At 53.2% G+C, this 12,781-nt stretch carries 11 protein-coding genes and 1 tRNA gene; 8 read left to right on the top strand and 4 right to left on the bottom strand.

Annotated features, from left to right (window positions below; translation table 11 throughout):
• Positions 1 to 107 precede the first annotated feature (107 nt).
• The 8 genes from J3348_RS13605 to J3348_RS13570 all read left to right on the top strand — a co-directional run bounded on the left by J3348_RS13605 (position 108) and on the right by J3348_RS13570 (position 8,909).
• Positions 108 to 1,925, top strand: a complete 1,818-nt coding sequence (locus J3348_RS13605; protein WP_207699163.1) for an HlyD family efflux transporter periplasmic adaptor subunit — start codon at positions 108 to 110, stop codon at positions 1,923 to 1,925.
• A 14-nt stretch (positions 1,926 to 1,939) separates the two neighbouring features.
• Complete coding sequence (locus J3348_RS13600) at positions 1,940 to 2,689, top strand: ABC transporter ATP-binding protein (protein ID WP_097774684.1); 750 nt, start codon at positions 1,940 to 1,942, stop codon at positions 2,687 to 2,689.
• Positions 2,686 to 3,891 (top strand): ABC transporter permease, encoded by a 1,206-nt coding sequence (locus J3348_RS13595; protein ID WP_005940518.1) that lies wholly within the window; start codon positions 2,686 to 2,688, stop codon positions 3,889 to 3,891. The genes J3348_RS13600 and J3348_RS13595 overlap by 4 nt, the downstream gene beginning before the upstream one ends.
• A 58-nt stretch (positions 3,892 to 3,949) precedes the next feature.
• A complete protein-coding gene (locus J3348_RS13590; protein WP_207699162.1) occupies positions 3,950 to 6,052 on the top strand; it encodes an S-layer homology domain-containing protein in 2,103 nt (700 codons plus the stop codon).
• The gene (locus J3348_RS13585; RefSeq protein WP_207699161.1) at positions 6,052 to 6,831 is read left to right on the top strand and encodes a phosphoribosyltransferase family protein; all 780 of its coding nucleotides are present in this window, start codon (positions 6,052 to 6,054) and stop codon (positions 6,829 to 6,831) included. Before J3348_RS13590 ends, J3348_RS13585 begins: the two co-directional genes overlap by 1 nt.
• Before the next feature lie 95 nt (positions 6,832 to 6,926).
• A tRNA-Pro gene (locus J3348_RS13580) sits at positions 6,927 to 7,004 on the top strand.
• A gap of 246 nt (positions 7,005 to 7,250) precedes the next feature.
• On the top strand, positions 7,251 to 8,618 hold the full coding sequence (locus J3348_RS13575) for a hypothetical protein (RefSeq protein WP_005940905.1): 1,368 nt from the start codon (positions 7,251 to 7,253) through the stop codon (positions 8,616 to 8,618).
• A gap of 90 nt (positions 8,619 to 8,708) precedes the next feature.
• Positions 8,709 to 8,909 (top strand): hypothetical protein, encoded by a 201-nt coding sequence (locus J3348_RS13570; RefSeq protein WP_044953554.1) that lies wholly within the window; start codon positions 8,709 to 8,711, stop codon positions 8,907 to 8,909.
• A 208-nt stretch (positions 8,910 to 9,117) separates the two neighbouring features.
• Here the strand turns inward: J3348_RS13570 and J3348_RS13565 are convergent, their stop codons facing one another.
• The 4 genes from J3348_RS13565 to J3348_RS14305 form a co-directional block, all read right to left on the bottom strand.
• Positions 9,118 to 10,755 carry a recombinase family protein gene (locus J3348_RS13565; RefSeq protein ID WP_227612070.1) on the bottom strand — a complete coding sequence of 546 codons (1,638 nt, stop codon included), beginning with the start codon at positions 10,753 to 10,755 and terminating at the stop codon, positions 9,118 to 9,120.
• An 83-nt stretch (positions 10,756 to 10,838) separates the two neighbouring features.
• Positions 10,839 to 11,303 (bottom strand): hypothetical protein, encoded by a 465-nt coding sequence (locus J3348_RS13560; RefSeq protein WP_112120869.1) that lies wholly within the window; start codon positions 11,301 to 11,303, stop codon positions 10,839 to 10,841.
• 164 nt (positions 11,304 to 11,467) lie between these two features.
• Positions 11,468 to 11,752 carry a hypothetical protein gene (locus J3348_RS13555; RefSeq protein WP_015538118.1) on the bottom strand — a complete coding sequence of 95 codons (285 nt, stop codon included), beginning with the start codon at positions 11,750 to 11,752 and terminating at the stop codon, positions 11,468 to 11,470.
• 389 nt (positions 11,753 to 12,141) lie between these two features.
• Positions 12,142 to 12,519: a hypothetical protein gene (locus tag J3348_RS14305; protein WP_347565392.1), complete on the bottom strand. Its 378-nt coding sequence runs from the start codon at positions 12,517 to 12,519 to the stop codon at positions 12,142 to 12,144.
• Between the last annotated feature and the right edge of the window lie 262 nt (positions 12,520 to 12,781).

The following is a 12,781-nucleotide window of genomic DNA, read 5'->3' as shown; positions in this document are numbered from 1 at the left end:
AAATGCGATAAACTAACAATAAACTCTTTATCGCGCGCTTTTGCAAAGCCTGCGCCCGATACCGAAACCAGGGCATGCCCTGAAAGATACAGGAGGAAACAGCAAGCATGATCTTTAAAAAGAAGCAGGATGCTGCGGTACAGCAGACGGCTGCGGGTGAGGCAAAGCCCGCAGCGAAGGGCGGCAAAGCAGCAGCCTTTTTCCGCAAGAACTGGAAATGGATGGTGCCGGTAGTGTGCGTGGCCGTGCTGGGCGGATGGTTCATCCTGCGCCCGGACAAGGCACAGAACGCCAATACGGACATCAACTATGTGCAGGTCTCGCCGTCCAAACGGGATGTGTCCAACACCCTCAGCGGAACCGGCACTCTGAACCCTGCCAATACATATAATGTTAAGTCGCTGGTAGCGGGCAAGGTGTTGACCAGCAGCTTTGAGGAAGGGGACATCGTGGAGGAAGGTACCGTGCTGTACACGGTGGACTCCTCCGATGCCACCACCAAGGCGGAGCAGGCGTCCATTGCTCTGCAGCAGGCACAGCGCAGCTACGACAAGACGGCAGACCGCCAGTATGTCCGCGCCGAGGTGGCAGGTGTTGTGAGTGCCCTCAAGGTGGCCAAGGGTGACGAAGTGACCAGCGGTCAGGAAGTGGCGGTCATCCGTGACAGCTCCAAAATGGTGCTGCGGCTGGAGTTCCCGGCAGCAGATGCCGCCACCTTCTCGGTGGGCCAGAGCGCAGAGGTGACGCTGGACGGCACCTTTGAAATGCTGACTGGCACCGTGACCGCTGTGACCGGCACCGATGCCCTGAGCACCGGCAACCTGCTCACCCGCACCGTGACCATTGCTGTGCGCAATGCAGGCGGCCTGACCACTGCGCAGGCAGCAACGGCAACCATCAATGGCGTGAACTGCATTGCCGCCAAGTGCTTTGAGTATCAGGCGGAGCGCACCCTGACTGCCCTTGCCGCCGGTACCGTGACGGCCATCAATGTGCCGGAAGGCGGAGCCGTGAACAAGGACGATATCGTGCTGCAGATCAGCGGCGAGGACCTGACCGAGGCCATCCAGTCTGCCGCCGAGAGCCTGCGCAGCGCCGAGCTGAACATGGACAATCTGCAGGAGGCCATGAACAACTACACCATCACCTCGCCCATCAGCGGCACCATTATTGAAAAGAATGCCAAGGCCGGGGACGCGCTGTCCGCCGGCTCGGACCTGTGCACGATCTTTGACCTGAGCTATCTGGAGATGACCCTGAACGTGGACGAGCTGCAGGTCAGCAGCCTGTCGGTGGGTCAGAGCGTGCAGGTCACGGCGGATGCCGTGCCGGACAAGACCTATACCGGCGTTGTGACCCGTGTTTCCATGAAGGGTACCTCCAACGGCGGCACCACCACCTACCCGGTCAAGGTGCGCATTGATGAGACCGATGGCCTGCGCCCGGGCATGAACGCCAATGCTGAGATCGTGGTGGCACAGGCAAAGAATACCCTTACCGTGCCCAACGCTGCCATCGTGCGCGGCGGCTATGTGCTGGTCACGCAGGACTCCCCCAGCGCAGTCAACGCAGACCCGGGCATGATCGCGCCGGACGGCTATGTGTATGTGCCGGTCAAGACCGGCGTCAGCGATGACAACTACACCCAGATCGTCAGCGGGCTGACCGGCAATGACACGGTGGCTTACGACTCTGCCGCAGCAAGTACCGATACGTACTATGACGACGGCGGCTATTACGAGGCGGATGCAGAGGGCACCGAGGGCGAGGAAGGCGCCGATGCTGCGAACAGCATGGTCGATGAAGCAGAACCGGAAAACGGGACCGTACCGGCGGAAGAGCCTGTGGAAGCCGAGGAAAAGCAGGGCTCCGCAGGGGATGACGTGAATCCGTCTCAGGCAGACGGCGTGGTCTATCTGGGCTGACACAGGAGGAATGCATGAGCGCTCTGATCGAGTTTGATGAGGTGTGCAAGTATTACCAGATGGGTGACACCACGGTAAAGGCTGCAGACCACATCACCATGAAAATCGAAAAAGGCGAGTTCGTGGCCATCGTGGGCCAGTCCGGCTCCGGCAAATCCACCTGCATGAACATCATCGGATGTCTGGATGTGCCCACCCACGGCACCTACCGCCTGAACGGAAAAGACGTTGGCCGGATGAGCCGCAACGAGCTGGCATCCGTCCGCAACGAGATGCTGGGTTTCATCTTCCAGCAGTACAACCTTTTGCCAAGGCTCAACCTGATGGAGAACGTGGAGGTACCGCTGGTGTATGCGGGCATCGGCCGCGCCGAGCGCCACGCCCGGGCCAAAGAGGTGCTGGAGCAGGTGGGTCTGGGCGATAAGCTCAGGAACCGCCCAAACCAGCTTTCCGGCGGCCAGCAGCAACGTGTTTCCATCGCTCGGGCGCTGGTGCGGAACCCGGCGGTCATTCTGGCCGACGAGCCTACCGGCGCACTGGACAGCCACACCGGCCGCGAAGTGCTGGGAATGCTGCAGCAGATGCACGATGAGGGCCACACCGTGGTGCTCATCACCCACGATAATTCCATTGCGGTGCAGGCAGACCGCATCATCCGTCTGGAGGACGGGCGGGTGGTCTACGATGGCGATGCCCATGCACCGGAAGCCGTGGTGCAGCCCACGCTGCTGCCGGAAACGCCGGATGAGGAGGAGAAAGCATGATTATTGAAACCTTCCGTCAGGCCATCCAGAACGTGTGGAGCAACAAACTGCGCACCTTCCTTACCATGCTGGGCATCATCATCGGCGTTATGGCAGTCATCGTCATCGTGGGCTTGGGCAACGGCATGACCAAAAGCATGCGCGACAGCTTTTCGGCACTGGGTACCAACACCCTTTCGGTGCAGGTGTGGGGCAACGGCTCCCGCACCGTTTCGGTGGAGGAAATGTACAAGCTGCCCACGGAGTACCCGGAGCTGATCCAGTCCATTTCGCCGCAGATCGATTTCAGCGGCAGCGGCACGCTGAAGATCGGCACTACCAGCTACCGCTGGTCCAACATCAGCGGCGTGGACGAGAACTATTCCGCCATGAAAAATTACCAGATCGCGCAGGGACGCGGCCTGCAGTACATGGATATGAAGGATAACAAGCATGTGTGTGTCATCGGCGATTACCTCAACCGTGTGGCCTTTGGTGGCAACGGCCTTGGCCAGACGCTCAAGATCGGTGCCAACAAGTTCCGCATCGTGGGCGTGCTGGCGGCCAAAGTCAGCGATCCGGACATGCAGCAGGGCAGCGATGACGACTGCGTTTACCTGCCCTATACCACGGCCATGCGCCTTTCCAGCCAGAGCACGGTGAACAACTATGCCGCGGTCATGGAGGATGAGAGCCGCGCCAACGAAGCAAAGTCTGCGGTGGAAAGCGAACTGCAGCGCCTGCTTGGCTCGGATAACGGCTACTATGTCTATAGCGCCAGCGAGTGGCTGGAGGAAATGAACAACATGATCAACATGGTCATTGTGATCCTGACCGGCATTGCCAGCATTTCGCTGCTGGTGGGCGGCATTGGCATCATGAACATCATGTTGGTGTCGGTGACTGAGCGCACCCGCGAGATCGGCATTCGCAAGGCACTGGGTGCCAAGGAACGCACCATTCTGTCGCAGTTCGTGGTGGAAGCAGCCACCACCTCGGCCCTCGGCGGCGCACTGGGCATTGCACTGGGCTACATCGTATCCATGGGAGCAAACAAGGTGCTGCCCATGTTCACCAGCGGCACAACGGTCACGGTCAGCCCGTCCTTCAATTCCATCGCAGTGGCCTTTGGCATCTCGGTGGGGATTGGCGTGCTGTTCGGCTACCTGCCCGCAAAGCGCGCAGCGCGGCTCAACCCCATTGAAGCATTGCGCTATGACTGAACTCTTCTCTGCCGGCGTTGCGCCGGACTGCAAAACACCAAGGAAGGGGAATATACCTATGAAAAAACGTCTTTTCGCATGTCTGCTTGCAGCATGCCTGGCTGTGTCCGTGCTGGTGCTTCCGGCATCGGCGGCCAGCCTGAACAACTCGGCCATCCAGACGGCCATTACACTGGGCGCTATGGATACCAGCCAGACCGGCAGTCTGGATGCTGCCGTCACCCGCGGTGCATTTGCCAAGATGCTGGTCTCCTTTTCGGCCTACCGCGAAAGCGCCAGCCAGCAGGGCAATCTGGGCACACTGTATAAGGATGTGCCCGGCAGCTCTCAGTGGGCACCCTATGTGCGCATTGCGGTGCAGCAGGGCTGGATAAACGGCTATACTGATGGTACATTCCGCCCGGATAATACGGTCACGCTGGAAGAAGCCTGCACCGCAGCGCTCAAGCTGCTGGGCTATAAAATGACCGACCTCAACGGCGTGTTCCCGACGGCACAGCTGAACAAGGCGCAGGAACTGGGCCTGCGTAACCAGCTGAACCGCAGCCAGAGCGAGGCCATGAACTATGAGGATTGTGCTTTGCTGTTGTATAACACCCTCACGGCAAACACCGCCTCTGGCAGCGCCTATGGTACCAGCCTGGGCTTTACGGTTTCGAACGGTCAGGTGGACACCTCCACGGTAATGCTCAAGAGCCTGAAGGGACCCTTTGTGGCAGCGGAAGGCACCCAGCTGCCTTTTACGCCGGTGAGCATCTACCGCAACGATAAGGTCTCGGCTTCTGCAGAGCTGAACCGCTACGATGTGTATTATTACAGCGAAAGTCTGCAGACTGTATGGATCTACACCCGCAAAGCAGCAGGCCGCATCACTGCCGTTTCGCCCAGCGCCAGCGCACCCACGGCCGTTACCGTGGCGGGCACCAGCTATCAGCTGGGCAGCACAGCAGTGGCTTCCAAGGTGTCCAGCCTGAACGGCGGCGGCGTGGGCGAAGTGGTCACTCTGCTGCTGGGCATGAACAATGAGGCGGCGGATGTTATTACCGGCGCAGAGGCCGACGAGGTGTTCTACGGCGTGGTGCAGGGCGCAGCCCGCAGCCTTGTGGAAGATAACGGCGCGGATGTGCTGCAGCGCGTGGCTGTCATGTGCACCGATGGTGTTCAGCGCACTGTGAATGTGGACAAAAGCCTGAACTACCCCAAGGGCTGGCTGGTAGAGATCCGCGTAACGCCGGAAGGCGAGTCCGTGAGCGGCATCGAGAACAAGGTCGTTACCGGCAAGGTCAATACAGATGCAACGGCACTGGGCAGCTATGCCCTTGCCGACGATGTACAGATTCTGGATACAACTGCGGAGGGTGTGGCTGGGACGGTTCGTCCCAGCCGCCTAGCGGGGACAGACCTGAATCTTCTGAACGTCCGCTACTATACGCTGAATGAGAAGGGCGAGATCGACCGCCTGATCCTGAATGATGTCACCGGCGACCTGTGGACCTACGGCGTGCTGGATGATATCAAGAATGTGGCAGTCAACTACTCGGAACTGCAGACGCTGGCCAAGATCATTTCCACCGGCAAGAGCGACAGCACGGATACGCAGGATAAGATCGTGGACGACCTGAAGGATGTTCTGGTGCCCACCACCAGCGAAGTGCTGTGGGGTGTGATCAACGGCGACATCCTCTCCACTCTGTGGCAGAAGATCACAGCCAACACGGATAGCCTGCTCAGCCTTGGTCTGCGGCAGGTGGGCAACCTTGTAGGCGAACCGTATGCGTCCATCTTCCGCTATATTGGCGGCGGCGCTACCTATGTGTGCTATGTCAATGGTTCGCAGGTAGCTTTCACCACCAACGTCAAATATCCGGTGCTGGTAGGTGGTGTTGCAGCCCGCAGAGAGACGACCGGCAGCGTGCGGACGATGGTCCAGCTCATGCCCATGAAAATCGATCAGGTGGGTGCAGCGTCGGTCATGAGCAACGGCACCCGCTTTGAGATGGCGGACGACGCACAGGTGTATCTGTGGTACAAGGGTCAGTACTACGCCACCAAGCTGACCGAGGTCAACTCGGAGGGCTACTACCTGACCGGCTGGTACGATAACTTTGGCTGTGCTGCGGGCAAGCGCGTGCGTGTGATCGTGGCCGTCAAAAAGGACTGATGGATTATTACAGCGTCCCGCGCCGCATTCTGCGCGGGGCAAGGCAGTTGGTGTACCCACGCCGCTGCCCGTTTTGTGATCGGGTGCTGGGCAGTGTGCCTGTCTGCCCGGATTGTGCCGCGGAGCTGGAAGAGCTGCGCAGGAAGCCGGGAATGCGGCTGGACGCTTCTCAGCATTATTTAGGGAAACTGACCGGTGCAGCAGCACCGTTCCGGTATGAGGGCTGTGTGCGGCGCGGCATCCTGCATACAAAATACCATGCTGCACCGTGGGCGGCGGTGGAGCTGGGCCTCTGGCTGGCAAAGCTGGCCTTTGGCAGCGAGATGCATATGGCCGGTGCAGAACCGGTGCCGGAGCTTGTGGAAGGCATGTCCCTTGGGTACGACTGCATCGTTCCCGTGCCGGCATCCGGCAGAGCACGCGGCTACAATGTGCCGCAGCTCATGGCGGTGCCGCTGGCCCGCGCACTGGGGATACCGCTGTACCCGAAAGCACTGGGCCGCACTCGTGCAAAGCGGCATCAGGCGGGCCTGCCCTTTGAGCAGCGCCTTGCCAATGTGGCGGGTGCCTTCCGGGTGACGGACACGGAACTTGTGGAGGGCAGAAAGGTGCTTTTGGTAGACGATGTGATCACCACCGGTGCCACGGCAGCAGCCTGCACACAGGCGCTGCTGGCAGCCGGTGCCGAGAGTGTGTTTGCAATTGCACTTGCCACTGTTGAATTTGAAATGTTTCCCGCAAGGGATCAGCCGCTGCAGGAAAACGAGCCGGAGTTTTGAAAATTTATTTGCAAAAACTTGGCAGAAAAAGCTTGACAAAACACCCTGAATCAAGTATACTAATTGAGCTATGAGCGATAACCGCTTGCAGATATCCGGGTGTAGCGCAGTTTTGGTAGCGCGCTTGAATGGGGTTCAAGAGGCCGTGAGTTCGATTCTCGCCACTCGGACCAAACAAAAATAATCCGAACTTGTTTCCGATAGGAGATGGGTTCGGATTATTTGTTTTCTTCGGAAAATTAGCGTTTGCGAAGCAATGAAAGCCCCAGTGGGGCTTTTAAGCGACGGAACGGTCTGCGTTAGCAGATGGAGGGGCTTTGCCCCGACAAGTTCCATGCAGGTGTCCGTGGAAGATAAAATCCGAAATCATAGATTGACCGATGATTGTATATGCAAATCGAAGGAGTTGATCAGGCACTATGGATAAACTTGTATATCAATATATAAAACGCTACGAGCCTAATGTAGAAGCGGATGATTTGTCTAACTTGAAAAAGCAATTGGTTATATTGCTAAATAAACTTCATGATAATAAATCGGTTTATAAAAACTTACCATTTGATTATATGCCAGTAGATCAACAATTAAAACTAATGCATCATCTCCGGACTTCGCCGGTGGCAGGAAGACAAATTATATCCAATATGACAAAAATCGATGCAGATAGATCTTTTTTAGAATTTGCTTGTCCGTCGTTAAATAATGTTTTTTCGGGCGATAGCGAACTTCGAGAAATTCGTGAGAACCTTTTAAGTCTGGACCAATGGGTTCTCGATACACGATTTCAGATTCGATTGACTGAAGACAGCCGTTCTCTTCTTTTGAATCTTATGAGAATTAATTCGAGTATTTTACGATGCTATCAAGAGGAAGATGATAAATTGTTGATTATGGGAGTAGGGTTAGCAGGATTTGAACGATTAAGGAGCTATATTGATTATGTTGCGAATGCATTATTACAGTTCCTAGTATATCATATTGTAGTTAATAAAAAAGAAAAAGCACTTGCCATTATTTCTCAGCTATGCATAAAAGCAGATGATTTAGATAAAGTCATGGATAAGAAATTGGAACAACAACATCAAAAATGGAAAATTAATCCAATTAAGTTGACGGCAGAGCTTGTTTCTGGTGGCTTTAGCGATTTTTTAACGCATCGCAGCCGTTTTGAAGAAGAAATCCATATCAAGCAGCTTCTGGTGGAAGAAATGAAAAATCGACCGGATTTTTTTGGCGAAATTCCATCAAAATACATTTCGTCCAAGCGACTCATACAACCTACAGAACTTCAAACTATTGAATCAATCATTACAGAAGGAAAACACGTCAACAATTATGGAAGAAAGCTTTTAAACACACAAAAATTTATTGATGTTTTTTCTTCATACGGTGGTCGAAGTTGCAATTCCATGTGCTTGATGGATCTGAAAGTCTATTTTCGAGAAATCTATCTCAGCCATGTTTGTTATGCACGAAAGCAAGCTGCATCTATTGTTTCAGAATATCTATCGGACGTTAGTGCCTGTTCACCAACATTCTCACTGGATTCTTTTCCACAATTTCGGTTGAAAAAGCAATACATTTTTCTTCGAGAAAAAATCAATCGTGGGTATTTTCGTGAAACGGGTTTATCCAAAGCGTATGTTTCAAAGTTTTTATTTGAAGAAAAGCTCTATACGCTGCTGTTGAAATCGTATCTCTTTTATTCACTTTCTGACGGTGTGAATGCTGTATGCGAGATATACTCTGAATTCCTGCAAGAATACTATGATTTGTTGGCCGAGTAATTTTTTTGCAAAACTCATTCCTCGCAAATTTTTACAACATGCTGTAAAATGAAGATGTTCGTAATATATCTCTCAGAAAGGAGCTTTTTTATGGCACAAAAGAATTTGATAGTATATGGAAAAAACGGAAAACGAATCGGCGGTGGAGCCGCACAATTGAAGCAAATCAAAAATTACGGAGGCTGGGATGCATATAATCGCGAGGTTTTCAAAGCTGGATATGAATATGGTTGGAAAGGGGCATGCAGTTCATTTATGAAAAAGATGGATAGAAGTTCTTTTGAAAAGTAACAATTTAGACTGCTATAACTAAAATGGATTATCTAAGAATGTAGAAATTGATTTGCTCAAAAACAGGGTGCGCCCCTGAATAGGACGCACCCTGCCAAAGACCACATGCGATAGCGATATGTACAGCAGGGCGTTCCCCGTAGCAGAGTTCCCATAAAACAGTATTTGCAAAAGCTCCCGAAATGGGGAAGATTTGGCGTGACTTCGGTCACGCCTTTTCTTTTGCTTCCAGTTCATCCAGAGGGATGTACCCCAGCCCATCGTACTTGATATGGATGTGCTGCACCCGCTTTCCGCTGGACTTATCCGGGGCATCCACATAGATGGCCGACACCAGTTCACGGAGAGCATAAGGGGTGAGTTCTTCAATATGAACGTACTTGTGCGCTTTCTGGACGAACTTTTCAATATTCTCGATCTGCTGTTCCTGTACTTCAATTTCCTGCTGGATGGAGAGAACTTCCTCTTCCAGCTGCTTCTGTTCGGCATCGTAGCTCTGACTCATCATGTCGAAGCGGTCATCGCTAAGCTTTCCGTTAACATTGTCCTCGTAAATCTTCATGAACAGCCGTTTGAGGTCTGCGATCCGCTTCTCATTCCGGGCAAGCTGCTTCTTCAGGACAGTCAGCTTTTCGGTGCTTTCCACCCGAAGCTGCTCCTCCATGACCTTGCGGAAGTAGTCCTCATGACAGAGGATGTAGTCCGTCACCCGCTGAACATGGCTTAGCACACGGCCCTCCAAAACCTTTACCCGGATGAAGTGTCCCTTGCACTTGCTCCCGTTCTTCTTGTGCAGAGAGCAATCAAAGAAGTCTTGACTGAAGTCCCTGTGATTGGACGAACCATATTGCATCTTGGAACCGCAGTCAGCGCAGTAGACCATACCGGAGAAAATGCTGCTCTTGCCTGTCCGGGTCATGCGGTGACGCTGGCTACGAATCTCCCGAACCTTTTCAAACACATCATCGTCAATAATGCGCTCATGTGTATCCGGGAAGATAGCCTGATTTTCCACGGGATTCAGATGTCTCTTTTTATCCCAGATAGAGTTAGTATAGGTCTTAAAGTTGACTGTGCAGCCAGTGTACTCCAGGCGTTCCAGAATCGAACTTACTGCTCTTTTATCCCAGCGATAAGGGTCTTCCGGGGCGGGTGAGTTCGTACTCAGGCCATGGCTCAACTTATAGGCGGTGGGAGTCAGAACTTTGTCCACCCACAGTTGGTTTGCAATTTGGGTCGGGCCACGGCCTTCCATGCACATGGAGAAGATGCGCTTCACGATTGCAGCCGCTTCTGGATCAACAAGCCAATGTTTCAGGTTCTCCGGGTCTTTCACATAGCCGTACGGCACATTGACCGTCAGCGGTACTCCACGCTCTCCCTTGGCCTTCTGAACAGCCCGAATCTTGCGGCTGGTATCACGGGCGTAAAACTCGTTGAACCAGTTCTTAATGCCCGCAAAATCGTTGTTTACGCTGTTCGGGTCAATGGTGTCGTAGTTGTCGTTAATGGCAATGTAGCGAACGCCATACTGGGGAAAAGTGAAGTTTGTGTACAGACCTGTCAAGGCAGAATTGCGTCCCAGTCGGGACAAATCCTTCGTGATAACGATTCCTACACGCCCCGCTTCAATCTCGACCAGCATACTCTGAAAGCCGGGGCGGTCGTAGTTCGTGCCGGAATATCCATCGTCCACAAAGAACACCGGGTTCGGAAAGTGATTCTTCTTAGCGTATTCCAGAAGAATAGCCTTCTGGTTCTCAATGGACAGGCTTTCGCCGAGCCGTGCGTCCTCTTGCGACAGTCGGCAGTAAAGTGCGGTGATTTTATTCGTTGCTCCAGACATTGTTGTGTCCTCCTTACTCTGTGGAGCAACTGTCGGTACAGGATTGGTTACCGGGTCAAGTATAGCAGAATTGGACGCAGTTGTCATTCGTCTGCACCCTCATCTTCAAATTTTTGCTGGGCGTTCTTGGCAACAATGCGCTCCAGCTTCTTCAAAAAGGACTCCTTGCCCTCATAGCTGCCGGTCACGGTGTAGGTGGTGTGACCGACTTTCTCCGTGGTGGTCAGTTCTGGAATCCAGAAAGCGGACAGGTTCTTGACATGGAGGTTGCCGTTCTCGTCCACATAAGAGCTGTGTTTCTTCTGCTCTTCGGTCAAGGGCTTCCGCTTGAAATAGATTTCATTTTCGGAGATGTTCACAGTCTCGCTGGTCTGCTCTTTCGGGGCATCATCATACAGCTGTGCGAAAAATGCCAGTGCATCTTCGGGTGGTTCTTCCTCCATGAGCTGCTCGAAAACTCGCTGTTCCTCTGCCGAGAGGTTATTCCATGCGGCTTCCAACTCCTGCTCGTTGGCTGCGTTGACGAAGGCTTCGATCTCTTTTTTCATGGTGCATCCTCCTTTGGCTGCGAAAAGCGGATTTTCAAAAAGTATGGGTTTTCGTGAGAGCAAGAATCGTCCCGTGGCCACAAATTTTCAATTCTTGAAAATTCTTGCCCTTTTGGGACAGCTTCTTGTTGGGGCGTGCCTGCCCCAAACCCTGCTAGGTGATTTCATTCTTGGTGGTTGCTATATTGCTTATATGCCTTTTCAAATCCTGATTTGTTATATATGATAAATTTATAACATTCTCCATCTTTCATGGAAATTGCTGCAACAGGAACGACCATCTGACTCCATGAAAGCTCCCTTATCTCGTTCATGGGCAATACAAGGTTGCGATACAGTGGACTGACTGTGAGCTTTTGAGTTGAATATGTAATGCTCTGTTCATCAATGTACAAACCACCGCCAATGATTCCATTACGGCATAAGCTACACACAAAAGTTTTTCCCATAATATTACCGCCTCCTATTAGTTGATGGTTGGTTAAGTTGAGTATATCATATTGATTTCCAGAAGAACACCCCTATATAGGAGATTTTAGCCGTTTTACTGCGTACGTGCGTACGAGAGATTGGTACGCACGTACGCAGCGATTTGCCCGAAGCGCACCCTATATAGCCGTTTCCCCCTCGGAGAGCCCACTACACTTTGCAGACCGCAGGGCTGAAAGCGTCATAGTGGGTTATTACACTTCCGCAGAAGTGCCTTTTCCTCGCCGCAGACAGCCCGGTGCACCTTTGTGAGAGCTTTCTGTCCGGCGAATCCACATCGCCCACAGGCGATGTGAGCAGGGATTCCAAAGGGGCGCAGCACCCTTGGCACACGACTTTGGTACAAAGTCTAGTGTGTTACACCTTTCCAGAGATGTACACGTTCCTGAAATGCAAAAAGCCCCATACCCAACACCTTGACGGTGCGGACATGGGACTTGATGCTTCCTCGGCCTAGCCGGGTACTCCGTAACCAATCCTGACAGGCAGTTGCCGTGTCATTTTTCGAAAACTGTTTTACGGATACCCAGCAGTCGGGAACGCTCTGTTTTTCTTTGCTGGTGGTGTGATGAGCCTGCTCCGCCTGCCATGCAGCAAACTCCCGCTGTCCTACCTCGCTGTTCCAGCAGGCAAGGATGGCTGGGTAGAATGCCCGTGCCAGACGGTCGATGACTTCATCGGGGTAAGGGGAAGTATTTGTGGACTTTTTCTTTTTGTTCAAACGCACGCTCCTTTGATCGTCCCACCGCAGCAAAGTCGGGCGAGAAAATCAAAGTTCCAATTTTTATCAGGCGCAAGGGCGCGGATGCTTTCCGCCCTGCACTTGCGGCTGGGGGCTCGTTGATGGCTTACAGGTGTCTGCTGTTATGCGGTCTTTTCTTCTTCAAGGGCTTCTGCAAGAGCCTTTTCCAGATAGGTTTCGATTTCAGTCAGGTAGTTAGCAGGTCTCTGCATTGCGAAGCGGAGAACCTTTTGCTTTTCCGGGTCAG

Source organism: Faecalibacterium sp. Marseille-Q4896 (genome assembly GCF_017377615.1).
Taxonomy (GTDB): domain Bacteria; phylum Bacillota; class Clostridia; order Oscillospirales; family Ruminococcaceae; genus Faecalibacterium; species Faecalibacterium taiwanense.
The sequence above is the reverse complement of the archived record's forward strand: the minus strand, read 5'-3'. Positions and strand labels throughout refer to the sequence as shown.